At 69.2% G+C, this 16,000-nt stretch carries 13 protein-coding genes; 4 read left to right on the top strand and 9 right to left on the bottom strand.

The window, feature by feature from the left end:
- Positions 1-194 precede the first annotated feature (194 nt).
- The 3 genes from Q9R47_RS07380 to Q9R47_RS07370 all read left to right on the top strand — a co-directional run bounded on the left by Q9R47_RS07380 (position 195) and on the right by Q9R47_RS07370 (position 5,428).
- Positions 195-3,146, top strand: coding sequence for a ribonucleoside-diphosphate reductase subunit alpha (locus Q9R47_RS07380; RefSeq protein WP_311232559.1), 2,952 nt, complete (start codon positions 195-197; stop codon positions 3,144-3,146).
- A 137-nt stretch (positions 3,147-3,283) separates the two neighbouring features.
- Positions 3,284-4,483: a ribonucleotide-diphosphate reductase subunit beta gene (locus Q9R47_RS07375; RefSeq protein ID WP_311232558.1), complete on the top strand. Its 1,200-nt coding sequence runs from the start codon at positions 3,284-3,286 to the stop codon at positions 4,481-4,483.
- 189 nt (positions 4,484-4,672) lie between these two features.
- Positions 4,673-5,428: a hypothetical protein gene (locus Q9R47_RS07370; RefSeq protein ID WP_311232557.1), complete on the top strand. Its 756-nt coding sequence runs from the start codon at positions 4,673-4,675 to the stop codon at positions 5,426-5,428.
- 90 nt (positions 5,429-5,518) lie between these two features.
- On the opposite strand, the gene Q9R47_RS07365 is transcribed toward Q9R47_RS07370, so the two are convergent.
- The 7 genes from Q9R47_RS07365 to Q9R47_RS07335 all read right to left on the bottom strand — a co-directional run bounded on the left by Q9R47_RS07365 (position 5,519) and on the right by Q9R47_RS07335 (position 12,519).
- Positions 5,519-6,415 (bottom strand): carbohydrate kinase family protein, encoded by an 897-nt coding sequence (locus tag Q9R47_RS07365; protein WP_311232556.1) that lies wholly within the window; start codon positions 6,413-6,415, stop codon positions 5,519-5,521.
- Between the two features lie 136 nt (positions 6,416-6,551).
- Positions 6,552-8,162 carry a zinc-ribbon and DUF3426 domain-containing protein gene (locus Q9R47_RS07360; protein WP_311232555.1) on the bottom strand — a complete coding sequence of 537 codons (1,611 nt, stop codon included), beginning with the start codon at positions 8,160-8,162 and terminating at the stop codon, positions 6,552-6,554.
- Positions 8,163-8,211: 49 nt separating this feature from the next.
- Positions 8,212-9,093 carry a 50S ribosomal protein L11 methyltransferase gene (gene prmA, locus Q9R47_RS07355; protein WP_311232554.1) on the bottom strand — a complete coding sequence of 294 codons (882 nt, stop codon included), beginning with the start codon at positions 9,091-9,093 and terminating at the stop codon, positions 8,212-8,214.
- Between the two features lie 84 nt (positions 9,094-9,177).
- The gene (gene accC, locus Q9R47_RS07350) at positions 9,178-10,527 is read right to left on the bottom strand and encodes an acetyl-CoA carboxylase biotin carboxylase subunit (protein ID WP_311232553.1); all 1,350 of its coding nucleotides are present in this window, start codon (positions 10,525-10,527) and stop codon (positions 9,178-9,180) included.
- Positions 10,528-10,785: 258 nt separating this feature from the next.
- Entirely contained in the window at positions 10,786-11,235 is a 450-nt protein-coding gene (accB, locus tag Q9R47_RS07345) for an acetyl-CoA carboxylase biotin carboxyl carrier protein (protein WP_311232552.1), read from the bottom strand.
- A gap of 109 nt (positions 11,236-11,344) precedes the next feature.
- On the bottom strand, positions 11,345-11,923 hold the full coding sequence (locus Q9R47_RS07340; protein ID WP_311232551.1) for a TlpA disulfide reductase family protein: 579 nt from the start codon (positions 11,921-11,923) through the stop codon (positions 11,345-11,347).
- The gene (locus Q9R47_RS07335; RefSeq protein ID WP_311232550.1) at positions 11,920-12,519 is read right to left on the bottom strand and encodes a hypothetical protein; all 600 of its coding nucleotides are present in this window, start codon (positions 12,517-12,519) and stop codon (positions 11,920-11,922) included. The genes Q9R47_RS07340 and Q9R47_RS07335 overlap by 4 nt, the downstream gene beginning before the upstream one ends.
- A gap of 214 nt (positions 12,520-12,733) precedes the next feature.
- Between Q9R47_RS07335 and mpl the strand changes: the two genes are divergently transcribed.
- Positions 12,734-14,152 carry a UDP-N-acetylmuramate:L-alanyl-gamma-D-glutamyl-meso-diaminopimelate ligase gene (mpl, locus tag Q9R47_RS07330; protein ID WP_311232549.1) on the top strand — a complete coding sequence of 473 codons (1,419 nt, stop codon included), beginning with the start codon at positions 12,734-12,736 and terminating at the stop codon, positions 14,150-14,152.
- A gap of 18 nt (positions 14,153-14,170) precedes the next feature.
- Here the strand turns inward: mpl and Q9R47_RS07325 are convergent, their stop codons facing one another.
- Both Q9R47_RS07325 and Q9R47_RS07320 read right to left on the bottom strand, forming a co-directional pair.
- Positions 14,171-14,479, bottom strand: coding sequence for a hypothetical protein (locus Q9R47_RS07325; protein WP_311232548.1), 309 nt, complete (start codon positions 14,477-14,479; stop codon positions 14,171-14,173).
- A gap of 134 nt (positions 14,480-14,613) precedes the next feature.
- Positions 14,614-15,759, bottom strand: a complete 1,146-nt coding sequence (locus Q9R47_RS07320; RefSeq protein ID WP_311232547.1) for a 3-deoxy-7-phosphoheptulonate synthase — start codon at positions 15,757-15,759, stop codon at positions 14,614-14,616.
- Between the last annotated feature and the right edge of the window lie 241 nt (positions 15,760-16,000).

The following is a 16,000-nucleotide window of genomic DNA, read 5'->3' as shown; positions in this document are numbered from 1 at the left end:
AGCGCCCGGCACGCTCGAAACACCACGCCGCCGCGCGCACCGCACACCCGCCGCCGATCCGGAGATACACTACATGTAGTGCCCGGACAGGCATCGACACGCTACCTATAGCGTTCCGCATGGCGCAATGCACTAGCGGTGTCGACCTACATCACTGTCCCATTTCTGCCACCCCATCATCCGAGGTTTCCTGTATGCAGCCTGCGCTGAACCCTTCATCCGCCACGACCTCCCCCGACCAGGCAGCCCCGTCCCAGGGCCTCGCGCCGGACGCCGGCGGCCACCCGCTCTCGCACTACCAGATCATCCGCCGCAACGGCGCGGTGGTGCCTTTCGAGCCGCAGAAGATCGCCGTGGCGATGATGAAGGCCTTCCTCGCAGTGCACGGCACGCAGGGCGCCGCCTCCGCCAGCGTGCGCGAGACGGTGGACACGCTCACGCAGTCGGTGGTGCGCGCGCTCATGCGCTCGCGCCCGGGCGGCGGCACGTTCCACATCGAAGACGTGCAGGACAACGTGGAACTGAGCCTGATGCGCGGCGGCCACCATGAAGTCGCCCGCGCCTATGTGCTCTACCGCGAGCGCCGCACGCAGGAGCGCGCGCACCTGCAGCACGACCGCCAGCCCGCGCCTTCCACGCCGGTGCTGCACGTGATCGACAACGGCCAGCGCGTGCCGCTCGACGAAGCCCGCCTGCTCGGCCTGATCGACTCCGCCTGCGCCAACCTGGGCGCGGACGTGCACGCCGCGCCCATCGTGGCCGAGACGCTGCGCAACCTGTACGACGGCGTCCCGATGGACGAGGTGTACAAGGCCTCCATCCTGGCCGCGCGCACGCTGATCGAGAAGGACCCCGACTACACCTACGCCACTGCCCGCCTGCTGCTGCACACGATCGTGCGCGAGGTGCTGGGCCAGGACGTGGTGCCCGCCGACATGGGCCCGGCCTACGCCGCGTACTTCCCGCAGTTCATCCAGAAGGGCGTGGACAACGAACTGCTCGATCCGCGCCTGCTGCAGTACGACCTGCAGCGCCTGGGCGCCGCGATCAACCCGGGCCGCGACCAGCAGTTCGACTACCTCGGCCTGCAGACGCTGTACGACCGCTACTTCCTGCACGTGCGCAAGACCCGCATCGAGCTGCCCCAGTGCTTCTTCATGCGCGTGGCCATGGGCCTCGCCCTGAACGAGTCCGACCGCGAAGCCCGCGCCATCGAGTTCTACGAGGTGCTGTCGTCGTTCGACTTCATGTCGTCCACGCCCACGCTGTTCAACAGCGGCACGCTGCGCTCGCAGCTCTCGTCCTGCTACCTGACCACGGTGCCCGACGACCTCGACGGCATCTACGAATCCATCAAGGAAAACGCGCTGCTCTCCAAGTTCGCGGGCGGCCTGGGCAACGACTGGACCCGCGTGCGCGCCCTGGGCTCGCACATCAAGGGCACGAACGGCGAATCGCAGGGCGTGGTGCCGTTCCTCAAGGTGGTCAACGACACGGCCGTGGCCGTGAACCAGGGCGGCAAGCGCAAGGGCGCGGTCTGCACCTACCTGGAGACCTGGCACCTCGACATCGAGGAGTTCCTGGAGCTGCGCAAGAACACCGGCGACGACCGCCGCCGCACGCACGACATGAACACCGCCAACTGGATCCCCGACCTGTTCATGCGCCGCGTGATGGAAAAGGGCACCTGGACGCTGTTCTCGCCCTCCTCCGTGCCGGACCTGCACGACCTGTTCGGCGCCGACTTCGAAAAGGCGTACGTCGCCTACGAAGAGAAGGCCGCGCGCGGCGAGATCAAGCCCTCGCGCACCCTGCAGGCCACCGACCTGTGGCGCAAGATCCTCACGATGCTGTTCGAGACCGGCCATCCCTGGATCACGTTCAAGGACGCCTGCAACGTGCGCTCGCCCCAGCAGCACGCCGGCGTGGTGCACTCGTCCAACCTCTGCACCGAGATCACGCTCAACACGAGCGACGCCGAAACCGCGGTCTGCAACCTCGGCTCCGTGAACCTCGTGCGCCACCTCAAGGACGGCCCGAACGGCAAGGAACTCGACCACGCCAAGCTGCGCAAGACCATCTCCACGGCCATGCGCATGCTCGACAACGTGATCGACATCAACTACTACGCGGTCGAGAAGGCGCGGGCCTCCAACATGCGCCACCGCCCCGTGGGCCTGGGCCTGATGGCCTTCCAGGACAGCCTGTACGAGCTGCGCATTCCCTACGCCTCGCAGGCCGCGGTGGAATTCGCCGACCGCTCGATGGAAGCGATCTGCTACTACGCCTACTGGGCCTCGACCGAGCTCGCCCAGGAGCGCGGCAAGTACTCCAGCTACCCCGGCTCGCTGTGGGACCGCGGCATCCTGCCGATCGACACGCTCGATCTGCTCGAGAAGGCCCGCGGCGGCTATGTGGAAGTGGACCGCGCCGCCACGCTCGACTGGGATGCGCTGCGCAAGAAGATTGCGCAGGACGGCATGCGCAACTCCAACTGCGTGGCGATCGCCCCCACGGCCACCATCTCCAACATCGTCGGCGTGGATGCGTCGATCGAGCCGTCCTTCGGCAACCTGTCGGTCAAGTCGAACCTGTCGGGCGAGTTCACCGTCATCAACGGCTACCTCGTGCGCGACCTGAAGCGCCTGGGCCTGTGGGACGACGTGATGGTCATGGACCTCAAGCACTTCAAGGGCTCGCTGCACCCGATCGACCGCGTGCCGCAGGACGTGAAGGCGCTCTATTCCACCGCGTTCGAAGTGGCGCCCACCTGGCTGGTCGAGGCCGCGTCGCGCCGCCAGAAGTGGATCGACCAGGCGCAGAGCCTGAACATCTACATGGCCGGCGCCTCGGGCAAGAAGCTCGACGAGACCTACAAGCTCGCCTGGGTGCGCGGCCTGAAGACCACGTACTACCTGCGCACGCAGAGCGCGACGCACGTCGAGATGAGCACGGTGAACACGCGCCAGCTCAACGCCGTTTCGTCGGGCAGCGACGGTGCGATGCAGGCCGCCGGCAACGGCGCCGCGCGCCCCAGCGCGCTCGATGCGGCCGCCGCCGCGGCGCAATCGCAGGCCGCCGCGCTGCCCGCGACCGACGTGAAGTTCTGCGCCATCGACGACCCGACCTGCGAAGCGTGCCAGTGATGTGATGCGCCGCGCGGAAGGTCTCACCACGGGACCTTCCGCGCGTGTGCTCTGAAGCAACAAAAACATCGCTGCGCCACGCTGCGGCGCTTTTATTTTTGCAGCGCTGCTTTCATAATCCGACCATTGGAATACCTATGCTGAACTGGGACGAAGAAGTCAAGCCCTCATCGCAGAAAACTCCGGACGGCGGTCTGCAAAGCCACCGTCCCGACATGGCGCCCCCCGCGTCTTTCCAGAGCCCCGCGCTGCAGTCCGTCGCCGCCTCCGCGCCGCTCGCCGCAGCCGCGCCGTCCGCCGCTGCCGCACCCACCCAGCACCGCCGCGTGAATGCCGCCGACAAGCGCATCATCAACGGCCAGACCGACGTCAACCAGCTCGTCCCCTTCAAGTACAAGTGGGCCTGGGAGAAGTACCTCGCCACCTGCGCCAACCACTGGATGCCGCAGGAAGTGAACATGACGCGCGACATCGCGCTCTGGAAGGACCCGAACGGCCTGACCGAGGACGAGCGCCGCATCGTCAAGCGCAACCTCGGCTTCTTCGTCACCGCCGATTCGCTGGCCGCCAACAACATCGTGCTGGGCACGTACCGCCACATCACCGCGCCCGAGTGCCGCCAGTTCCTGCTGCGCCAGGCGTTCGAGGAAGCGATCCACACGCACGCCTACCAGTACATCGTGGAGTCGCTCGGCCTCGACGAGAGCGAGATCTTCAACGCCTACAACGAGGTCGCGTCGATCCGCAACAAGGACGAGTTCCTGATCCCCTTCATCGAGGCGATCATGGACCCGGAGTTCAAGACCGGCACGCCCGAGACCGACCAGACCCTGCTGAAGTCGCTGATCGTGTTCGCCTGCCTGATGGAAGGCCTGTTCTTCTACGTCGGCTTCACGCAGATCCTCGCGCTCGGCCGCCAGAACAAGATGACCGGTGCCGCCGAGCAGTACCAGTACATCCTGCGCGACGAGTCGATGCACTGCAACTTCGGCATCGACCTGATCAACCAGCTCAAGCTGGAGAACCCGCACCTCTGGACGGCGGAGTTCAAGGAAGAGATCAAGGGCCTGTTCATGAAGGCCGTCGAGCTGGAGTACCAGTACGCCGAAGACACCATGCCCCGCGGCGTGCTGGGCATGAACGCTTCCATGTTCAAGGGCTACCTGCGCTACATCGCCAACCGGCGCGCCACGCAGATCGGCCTGGAGGCGCTCTTCCCGAACGAAGAGAACCCCTTCCCCTGGATGAGCGAGATGATCGACCTGAAGAAGGAGCGCAACTTCTTCGAGACGCGCGTCATCGAGTACCAGTCCGGCGGCGCTCTGTCCTGGGATTAGTCGATCCCGGTAATTCCAGGCCATGATTTTTCATTCCACGCCCCGCACCGGCAGCCCGCAAGGGCCCTGCCGCGCGGGGCGTTCCCGCGTTCATGGCGGTGGGTGCCCCCGGGGCCCCATCGCCATGGATCGCTCCATGTCCAATGCAGGCACGGAGCGCTCTTTGCAAATCGACCCAAGGAGAAAATGATGGCAACTGCGAAAAAGACGACCGCCGCCAAGAAGGCAGCACCCGCCGCCAAGAAGGAAAAATCGGCGACGACCACCAAGGCATCGACGACCGTGAAGAAGGCCGCTGCGGCCCCGGCCACGGCATCGGCCAAGAAGGCCGCTTCGACCACCACGAAGAAGGCTGCCGCTCCCGCCAAGAAGGCTGCTTCGTCCACCACGAAGTCGGCTTCGACGACGACGGCGAAGAAGGCTTCCGCGCCCGCCAAGAAGGCCGCTTCCACCACGACGAAGAAGGCTGCCGCTCCCGCGAAGAAGGCCGCTTCGTCCACGAAGTCGGCATCGTCGACGGCGAAGAAGGCTGCGGCTCCTGCCAAGAAGGCCGCTTCGACCACCACGAAGAAGGCTGCCGCTCCCGCCAAGAAGGCGGCTGCACCGGCGAAGAAGGCGGCCGCTCCCGCCAAGAAGGCCGCAGCCCCCGCGAAGAAGGCAGCACCTGCCAAGAAGGCCGCTGCGCCCGCGAAGAAGGCTGCCGCTCCGGCCAAGAAGGCTGCCGCACCCGCGAAGAAGGCTGCTGCTCCTGCCAAGCAGGCTGCTGCCGCTCCCGCCAAGAAGGCGGCATCCGCCTCCACCGGCACGGCGAAGAAAGCCGCCGCCCCGCGCAAGTCCGCCGCCGCCAAGACCACGAAGGCCGCCGCTCCGGCCCCTGCTCCTGCGGCGCAGACCACGCTGAACCCGCAGGCCGCATGGCCGTTCCCGACGGGCACCAAGCCCTGAGGCAGCGTCTCCGGCCCGCCGCATGCCCATGCATGCAGGGGCCTGGACCGACCCGGTGCATGCACCGGGTTTTTTTATGCCCGCGCGATCTCAGGCGGGCGTGAAGTCGAGCTGGTAGTTCTGCGGTCCGCGTTGCGCGATCTTCAGCGCGCCCAGGCGGTTGCCCAGTGCGGCGCAGCGCGCGAGCGACCAGCCCTGCTCCAGCCCGAAGAGCAGCGCGCCGCGCCAGGCGTCGCCGCAACCCGTCGGATCGACCACCGCGGCCGGCTGCACGGGCGGCACGCGCGTGGCCACGCCGTCTTCCCACACATCGCAGCCTTCGGCGCCCAGGGTCACGACCAGGCCGCGCACCTTGCGGGAGATCTCGGCGAAGCTCCAGCCCGTGCGCTCGCACAGCATGCGGCCCTCGTAGTCGTTCACCGTCACCCAGTCCGCCTGGCCGATGAAGCGCGCGAGCTCTTCACCGCCGAACATCGGCAGGCCCTGGCCCGGATCGAAGACGAAGGGAATGCCGGCGGCCGCGAACTGCGCCGCATGCTCGATCATCGCGTCGCGTCCGTCCGGGGCGATGATGCCCAGGCGCAGGTCCGGCTCGGCGGCGATGCGCGTCTGGTGCGCGAGCATCATCGCGCCCGGATGGAACGCGGTGATCTGGTTGTTGTCGCGGTCGGTCATGATCAGCGCCTGCGCGGTGTAGGTCTCGTCCACGCGGCCGACGTGGCGCGTGTCGATCCCCAGGCCCTGCAGGCGCTGCTGGTACTCGGCCCCGTCGCTGCCGAGCATGGCCATGGGCACGGGGGTGCCGCCCAGCAGCTTCAGGCTGTAGGCGATGTTGCCGGCGCAGCCGCCGAAGTCCCGGCGCAGCGACGGGACGAGGAAGGACACGTTGAGGATGTGCAGCTGGTCGGGCAGTATCTGCTCGGCGAAGCGGCCCTCGAACGTCATGATGGTGTCAAAGGCCAGGGAACCGCAAATCAGGGCAGCCATAGGAATCCTGTCGATCGGGAAGAAGTGGATGAAACGGGGGAAACGAAACAGACCAGGCAGACGGCGACGGGAACGTCGGCGTGCCTGGTGAAAAAGCCGGCAGACTCCGGCCCCGCCGAACGCGCACCCGCGCCGCTCACGGGTAGAACGCCAGCAGCCGGTAGCCCGCCACGCGCGGCGCCGCAGCGCCCGCGACGCTCACCGGCCAGGAGCCGCCCCAGTCGCCGCCGGCCGGCAGTTCGATGGGCGCGTTCAGGTCCTGCGGCGTCAGCACGCGGCGCAGCACGGGCTGCTCCTGCGCATCGGTCAGCGTCAGCTCGAGGGCGGGCGTGGCCACGGGGAAATCCGCGCGGCTGCGCAGCGTGACCGCGAGCACGTAGCCGTCGCCGCGCGCCTTGTTGAAGGACGAGCTGTCGATCACCACGTCCGTGATGCGGCGGGGCGGATCGATCCGGCACTGCAGCGGCGCGCACAGCACCTGCAGCAGGGGCCGGATCGCGGGATATTGCGATGCGAGGCGGTCGCGCTCCTGCAGGGCGACCTGCAGCAGCAGCACCCCCAGCAGCAGCACACCCGCCAGGCCCAGGGCGATGCGCACCGCCGGCCGGCGCCACCAGGCCCTGCGCCGCGCGGCGCGCACGAAGCCCGGCTCGTCGCTGTCGGCATCGCCGTGCCCGTCATCGCCATCGTCGTCGGCTCCGTCTTCGTCCTGGCGCGGCCTGCGGCCCGGTGCGCGCTGCGGCGGCGTGCCCGGCGTTGCCCGCGCGTTGGCCGCATTGCGCGCGGACCGCCATACCGACGGGGCGGGCACGGGCGCGTCTTCGGGCATCGCGGCATCGGCGGCGAGCGGCATGGCCTGGGTGGCGACGTCCACCGGATCGGTATCGACGTCGACGCCCTCGTGCGCGAGCTCCCTCGCCAGCTCCTGCTCCAGGGCATCGTCTGCCGGCGTCGGCGGCGGGCCGTCCTCCTCGGCATGTGGGGCGCCATCCCGTCCAGCCGCCTCGGAGGCATCGGAGCGGCCGGCCGGCGGCGTGGCCGGACCTTCCTCGCGCAATCCCGCGCCGTCCGTGTCGAATTCCTCGGGCCAGCCGGAGTCGCGCAGTTCGGCGAAAGGCAGTTCGTAGCCCACCAGCGGATCGGGCGCCGGGGCCGGTGCGGCCGCGGGAGAACCCGGCGGGCGGACGCGCCATGCGAGCGGCGAGACCGGCTCGAGGCTCCATGCCCGTTCGGACGCGTCGGCTGCCAGGCTCCGGGTGGCGGCCTCCCGCCGGCGTTCCAGGAAAGCCGGTACGGGCGGAGCGTCCGGCAGGGTGCCTGGCGCACCCGCGGACAGCGGGGATGCCTCGGGCGGAAGCGGGAAGCCGCGCGGCAGCACCGCGGGCGGTGCAGGTTGCGCCGGGGGCGGCGGTGCGTGCGCGGGCTGCGCCGGCGGCATGTCCGGCGCAGCCGCACGCACCTGCGTGGCAGGCGACGGCGCAGTGCGCTCCGACGCGGCGGATGCGGCCGGCGAGGTGGAGGGGATGGACGAGGCAGGCGCAGCGGCAGGCGCCGGAGCGGCCGCCTGCGACGGCGGCGGTGGTGGTGGTGCGCCGCGCCGGGCCGCGCCCGACGGCAGCAGGTGGGCGGAGGCGTCGAACACGTCCTTGCACTGCCCGCAGCGCACCCAGCCGTCCGAGATGCGCAGCTGGTCCGCGACGACCTTGAAGGTCGTGCCGCAGGCGGGGCAGCGCGTGATCTGGCTCATGGGCTCGCGATTGTAGGTGGCGCTTGGCCCGGTGCGGCCCGCCCTCGCGTCAGCGCGAGGCCGTCATCAGGATCCAGCCGTCCTCGGCGTCGCTCACCTGCAGCGGCAGCCAGGGTGCATAGGCTTCCTGCAGCTCGGCGGCCTGGCGCTCCAGGATGCCGGCCAGCACCAGGTGCCCGCCGGCATCGACGTGCGCGCACAGCAGCGGCGCCAGCACCTTCAGCGGCGTGGCCAGGATGTTCGCGAACACGGTGCCGTAGAGGCCCTGGGCGGCGTCCGGCAGGCCGGCCTTCAGCGCCACGCCGTTGGCCTCGGCATTGAGCCGGGTCGATTCCACGGCCGCGGGATCGATGTCCACGGCGTCGATGTCCACGGCGCCGAACTTGGCGGCGCCGATCGCGAGGATGCCCGAGCCGCAGCCGTAGTCCAGCACCCGGCCGAAGCCGCCGCCGCGCCGCGCGGTCCAGCGCAGGCACATGCGGGTCGTCGGGTGGGTGCCGGTGCCGAAGGCCAGGCCCGGGTCGAGGCGGATGTGGCGCGTGGCCTGGGGCGGCAGTTCATGCCAGGTGGGAACGATCCAGAATTCCGGCGTGATCTCCACGGGCGCGAACTGCGACTGCGTGAGCCGCACCCAGTCCTGGTCGGGCACGTCGGACAGCCCCAGCACGCGGCAGCCCGCGAAGAAATCCTGCACCTCCAGCAGCGCGCGCGCCTCGCCGGCCGCCTCCTGCGTGGGGAACAACGCCACCACGCGGCTGCGCTGCCAGCCGTCCTTCGGAGGGGGCATGCCCGGCTCGCCGAACAGCGCCTGCTCGGCATCGGTCTGGGCGTCGGCATCCTCGACCGACACGCTCAGGGCGTCCAGCGCCTCCAGGGCTTCGCCCACGGCTTCGATCCGTTCTTCGGGGCACAACAGGCTCAGCTCAAACATGGCATCCATCTCCAGAAACGGCGATGCCGGCCCCCGTCACCGGAGCGCCAGCATGCGCGGGGGCCGGCCGGGGCCGGCACGGGTTCAGCGCTTGTGCGCGGCCAGCCACTCTTCCAGGTAGTGGATGTTGGTGCCGCCGGCGACGAACTTGGCGTCCACCATCAGCTCGCGGTGCAGCGGGATGTTGGTGTGGATGCCCTCGATCACCGTCTCGGACAGGGCCGTGCGCATGCGGGCCAGGGCCTGCTCGCGCGTGTCGCCGTGCACGATGATCTTGCCGATCATGGAGTCGTAGTTCGGCGGCACGTAGTAGTTGGTGTAGGCATGCGAGTCCACGCGCACGCCCGGGCCGCCCGGCGCGTGCCAGACGGTGATGCGTCCGGGCGACGGGGTGAACTTGTAGGCGTCCTCCGCGTTCACGCGGCACTCGATCGCATGGCCGCGGATCTCGATCTGGCGCTGCGTGAAGGGCAGCTTCTCGCCGGCGGCGACCATGATCTGGGTCTTCACGATGTCCACGCCCGTGATCCACTCCGTCACCGGGTGCTCGACCTGCACGCGCGTGTTCATCTCGATGAAGTAGAACTCGCCGTTCTCGTAGAGGAACTCGAACGTGCCCGCGCCGCGGTAGCCGATCTTCTTGCAGGCGGCCACGCAGCGCTCGCCGATCTTCTCGATGAGCTTGCGCGGGATACCGGGGGCCGGCGCTTCCTCGATCACCTTCTGGTGGCGGCGCTGCATGGAGCAGTCGCGCTCGCCCAGGTACACGGCATTGCGGAACTTGTCGGCCAGCACCTGGATTTCGATGTGGCGCGGGTTCTGGAGGAACTTCTCCATGTACACGGCCGGGTTGCCGAAGGCGGCCTGGGCCTCGGCCTTGGTCATCTGCACGGCGTTCACCAGCGCGGCCTCGGTGTGCACCACGCGCATGCCGCGGCCACCGCCGCCGCCCGCCGCCTTGATGATCACCGGATAGCCCACCGTCTTGGCGATGCGGCGGATCTGCACCGGATCGTCGGGCAGCTCGCCCTCGGAGCCCGGCACGCAGGGCACGCCCGCGCGGATCATGGCCTGCTTGGCCGACACCTTGTCGCCCATCGTGCGGATGGACTCGGGCGTCGGGCCGATGAACTGGAAGCCGCTCTTTTCCACGCGCTCGGCGAAGTCGGCGTTCTCGGAGAGGAAGCCGTAGCCCGGGTGGATGGCCTCGGCGTCCGTCACCTCGGCGGCCGAGATGATCGCCGGCATGTTGAGGTAGGACAGCGGCGAGGGGGCCGGGCCGATGCAGACGGCCTCTTCGGCGAGCTTGACGTACTTCGCGTCGCGGTCGGCCTCGGAATACACCATCACGGCCTTGACGCCCAGCTCATGGCAGGCGCGCTGGATGCGCAGGGCGATTTCGCCGCGATTGGCGACAAGGATCTTTTTAAACATAGGCTCTCTCGCGGCTCATCGCCGCACGCTGGCGCGTGCCAGGGCGCTTTGCTTCGCCTTGCCTGCGGCAAGTACGCCGCGATTGGCGACAAGGATCTTAAACATGGACTCTCTCGCGGCTCATCGCCGCACGCTGGCGCGTGCCAGGGCGCTTTGCTTCGCCTTGCCTGCGGCAAGTACGCCGCGATTGGCGACAAGGATCTTTTTGAACACGAATTTCCTGTTTCGCTGCAGGTCCGCAGTGGGCGCAGCGAGGACTTACTCGATGACGAACAGCGGCTGACCGTACTCCACCGCCTGGCCGTTCTCGCCGAGGATGCGCGTGACCGTGCCCGACTTGTCGGCCTCGATCTCGTTGAGGATCTTCATGGCTTCGATGATGCAGATGGTGTCGCCTTCCTTGACCTGGCTGCCGACTTCGACGAAAGCCTTGGCGCCGGGACTGGAGGCGCGGTAGAACGTGCCCACCATCGGCGACTTGACGATGTGGCCGGTGGGTGCCGCGGGGGCCGGCAGTTCGGCCACGGGGGCTGCTGCGGGCGCGGGCGCTGCGGCCGGTGCGGGTGCCGGGGCGGCCACGAATTGCTGCACGACGGCGCCGCCGCTCTTGACGATGCGGACCTTGCCTTCCGCCTCGGTAATCTCGAGTTCCGACACATTCGACTCGGACACGAGGTCAATCAAGGTCTTGAGTTTTCGCAAATCCATGGGGACTCCAACGCCTAAAACGAAATAGGGCGCGAATTTACCCCAATTTGGCCGTTTCGACCCCTATCCGAGCGCAAATTCCATCATCTTCGAATGGAATGCCGCGATGTCATCCCAGCGCCGCCCACTGGCGGAGGTCTTCGGTCGTGATCTGCCCCATTTTACGATGCATGATGCCGCCATCTGCGCCGAACAGGACCGTGAACGGCAGGCCGCCGGCGAGGTTGCCGAGGCTCCGGCCGAGGTCCGTACCCTGCAGCCCCGCCAGCCCGACGGGGAAATCCAGTGGAACGCGCTCCAGGAACTTCCGCACTGCGGAAGGCTGGTCGATCGCCAGGCCCACCACCTGCCAGCCGCGCGCGCGGTGCTCGCGGTAGAAACCGTTGAGCATCGGCAGCTCTTCCACACAAGGCGGGCACCACGTCGCCCAGAAGTTGACCAGCAGCGGCCGGCCGCGGAAGGCCTGCATCTCCACGGCCGCGTCGCCCTGCCGGGGCGCGTCGAACCGCTGCGCCCACATGGCGGTTTCGGCCTCCGGCAACGCCGCGTGGGGCCGCAGGCGCCACCAGGCCAGGCCGGCCCCCGCGGCTGCGGCGATGGCTGCCGCCCCGGCATAGAGGGCACGGCGGCGCGAGCGGTCGACAGAGGACGGGTTCGGCGCACCGGGCGCCGAAGTGGGTTCGGTCATGCGGAGGGTTCCTCGTCCAGCAGCCTGCGCACGGCCCGGGCATCGCCGCGGGGCACGCGGCCGCGCGCGTCGGGGCGCAGGGCGCCGCGCAGATCGTCCAGATCATAGACAAGCAGGTGCACCCCGACCGTCTCACCCAGCGCGGCCGAGCGGCCGGCGACGCTCAGCGCCTCGACCGATTCGCCGTGGAAGCCGGTCACCGTGCGGGGTTCGTAATCGACGTGGTGGTCGATGAGCGCGATCTCGGCGGATTTGCAGTCGTCGCAGAAGAGCTGCAGGTAGATATCCGACAGCCGGGTCGCCGTGCCGTACCAGACGGCGCCGCCCAGGTGCGGCCGGAACTCCGCCATGCGCTCCATCCAGACGAGCGCCAGCTCGCGCAGCGCCCGCAGTTCGGCGGGCTGGGTGTCGGCGCAGAAGAGGCCGATGTATTCGCGCACCGCGTCCTCCACCAGGTCGTTGTCCGGCAGCGGCGAGCGCGCAGGCAGGCCGAGCTGCCGGACGGCCCGGCGCTTGGCCGGGCCCCATTCGAGCCCTTCCTCCACGACGAAGCGGGCGGCGGCATTGGCGATCTCGGTGGCGAGGGCGTTGGGCATGGCGGCTTCCCGGTGGGCTGCGTGGGAGAGAAAAGGCAGGGACAACCCGCATTGTGGCCCGGCGGGCGCGCGCCGTGGGAGCAATGCGCCCGCGCGGGGCGGGGTCTTGCCCGAAAACACGGGCGGCGGCCGCCGGCCGCTATCAAAAATGGAGCATTCCGACGGACCCGGCCGCCGACTCGCCGCGCGCGGCCGAACCGTAGAATCGGCGCCCATGCATATTCACATTCTGGGCATCTGCGGAACGTTCATGGGCGGCCTGGCCGCGCTGGCGCGGGAAGCGGGGCACCGGGTCACGGGCTGCGATGCCGGCGTGTACCCGCCGATGAGCGACCAGCTGCGGGCGCTGGGCATCGAACTGATCGAGGGCTACGGCGCCGACCAGCTGGACCTCGCGCCGGATGTGTTCGTGGTGGGCAATGTGGTGAGCCGCGCGCGTCTGGCCGACGGCAGTCCGAAGTTCCCGCTGATGGAAGCGATCCTCGACGCAGGCGTGCCCTACACCAGCGGGCCGCAGTGGCTGGCCGAGCATGTGCTGCAGGGGCGCCACGTGCTGGCGGTCGCCGGCACCCACGGCAAGACCACGACGACCTCGATGCTCGCATGGGTGCTGGAATGCGCGGGCCTGCAGCCCGGCTTCCTGGTGGGTGGCGTACCGCTGGATTTCGGCGTGTCGGCGCGGCTCGGGCTCGCGGGCCGGCCGGTGGCGTCGGACGGGCCGGCGGGCGGCGCCCCGCTCTTCGTGATCGAGGCCGACGAATACGACACCGCCTTCTTCGACAAGCGCAGCAAGTTCGTCCACTACCGCCCGCGCACCGCGGTGCTGAACAACCTCGAATTCGACCACGCCGACATCTTCGACGACCTCGCCGCGATCGAGCGGCAGTTCCATCACCTCGTGCGCACCGTGCCGCCTTCGGGCCGGGTGGTGTTCAACGGGCTGGAGGACAGCCTGGCGCGCGTGCTGCACCAGGGGTGCTGGAGCGGCGTGGCCAGCTTCGGCGCGGCGGTGAGCGACTTCACCGCGCGCGGCGAGCCGGGGGCGTTCGACGTGCTGCGCAACGGGCACGTGGTCGGCCGCGTCGAGTGGGAGCTGTCGGGCGTGCACAACCAGCTCAATGCGCTGGCCGCCATCGCCGCGGCGGACCACGTGGGGGTGGCGCCCGCCGAGGCGGCAGCGGCCCTCGCGCGCTTTCGCAACGTCAAGCGGCGCATGGAACTGCGCGGCACGGCCGGCGGCGTGGCGGTGTACGACGACTTCGCCCACCACCCCACCGCGCTGCGCACCACGCTGGACGGGCTGCGCCGCCGCGTCGGACCGGGCGCGCGCATCCTCGCGGCCTTCGAGCCGCGCAGCAACACCATGAAGCTCGGCACGATGAAGTCGCAGCTGCCCTGGGCCCTCGAAGCGGCCGATCTGGCGTTCTGCCACACCGCCGGGCTGGACTGGGACGCGGCCGAGGCGCTGGCCCCGATGGGCGCCCGCGGCCGCACGGCCGCCGACATCGGCACGCTCGTGGACCAGATCACCGCCGAGGCCCGGCCCGGCGACCACGTGGTGTGCATGAGCAACGGCAGCTTCGGGGGCGTGCATGCCCGGCTGCTCGAGGCCCTGGCGGGCCGCGCCGCGTGAACTGGGGGCGTCAGGCCCTCAATAGCTGATCGCCATCGCCGGCAAATCGACCCGCACGACCGGCCGGGCCAGCGCGGCGCTCGCGGCCATGGCGAACTGCCGGCCCCAGTCCTGCGCCAGCAGCGCCGCGCCCGCCGCCTGGGCCACCACGAGCACCTTGTCGGCGGTGAGCACCTTGCCGCTGGCCCGCAGCGGCTCGCACTCCAGGCGCATGAATTCGTCGTCGAGCCAGCGGCGCGCGATCTCGTGGGCCATGGGCACCTCGCCCTCGAGGTCGAAGCGGAACTCCTGGCCGGGTCCGAGAAGGACGGTGACTTCGCTGCGCATGGGAGGGGGCCTTTCTTGCCGGATCGGGAAAGCGGCGGAACTCGGAGCCCCGCCGGCGGATGGGAAAAGCTTACACGGCGGCCTCGCCCATCCGCAACCGCCGCGGGCTCCCGGTTAACCCGGGGGACGCCGTGTCAAGCGGCGAGGGCCACAGCGGAACGCCGTGCGGCGACCGCGTCCGACAGCTCCTTGAGCGCGCCGAGCGAATCGTCCCAGCCCAGGCAGGCATCGGTGATGCTCTTGCCATACTCCAGGCCGCAGGCGTCGTCCTTGCCGGGCGTGAACTTCTGGGCGCCGGCCACCAGGTGGCTCTCCACCATCACGCCGAAGATGCTGTGCGAGCCGCCCGCGATCTGGCCGGCGATGTCGCGCGCCACGTCGCGCTGGCGCTCGTGCTGCTTGCTGCTGTTGGCATGGCTGCAGTCGACCATGAGCGTCGGCGGCAGCTTGGCGGCCTCCAGGTCCTTGCAGGCGGCGGCCACGCTGTCGGCGTCGTAGTTGGGCGCCTTGCCGCCGCGCAGGATCACGTGGCAGTCGCGGTTGCCCTGCGTGTTCACGATCGCCACCTGGCCGTTCTTGTGCACCGACAGGAAGTGGTGGCCGCGGCTCGCGGACTGGATGGCATCCGTGGCGATGCGGATGTTGCCGTCCGTGCCGTTCTTGAAGCCGATGGGTGCCGACAGGCCCGAGGCCAGTTCGCGGTGCACCTGGCTCTCGGTGGTGCGCGCGCCGATCGCGCCCCAGCTGATGAGGTCGCCGATGTACTGGGGCGAGATCACGTCGAGGAATTCGCTGCCCGCCGGCACGCCCAGCCGGTTGATGTCGATGAGCAGCTGGCGCGCGATGCGCAGGCCCTCGTCGATGCGGTAGCTCTCGTCGAGGTAGGGATCGTTGATGAGGCCCTTCCAGCCCACGGTGGTGCGCGGCTTCTCGAAGTAGACGCGCATCACGATCTCCAGCGTGTCGGCGTACTGGGCGCGCACGGACTGCAGGCGGCGCGCGTACTCGAGGGCGGCGGCCGGATCGTGGATGGAGCAGGGGCCGATCACCACCAGCAGGCGGTCGTCGCGGCGGGCCATGATGTCCTGGATGCGCTGGCGCGTGCGGGCGATGAGGGTCTCGATCGCCGTGCCCCGGATGGGGAAGAAGCGGATCAGGTGTTCGGGAGGAGGCAGCACGGTGATGTCCTGGATACGTTCGTCGTCGGTCTGGCTGGTTTTCTCGACGTGGCGGTACCAGGCATCGCTGGTGGAGGGTGCGGACTGGGTGGGGGCCGTCATGGCTGCTTCCTCGTGGAGTGGTTCGGAAAAAAGGGAGGCCGGAAAAAACAAAAACCGCCGGGCTTTTCAGCGTCGGCGGTCGTCAGGGGGTAGGTGCTTTCAGGGGGCTGCGCGCTAACCTCTCATCCGCCAGGGACAGAGAACCAAAAGGACCAAAAGTAAAACGCGCTGCGAATCGGCATAACTGGCAATGTAGCACTCTTTCGCGGGCCGTGGCGCGGCAATGCGTTGCAGCGCGGCG

It is taken from the genome of Acidovorax sp. PRC11 (assembly GCF_031844105.1).
GTDB lineage: Bacteria > Pseudomonadota > Gammaproteobacteria > Burkholderiales > Burkholderiaceae_C > Paracidovorax.
The sequence above is the reverse complement of the archived record's forward strand: the minus strand, read 5'-3'. Positions and strand labels throughout refer to the sequence as shown.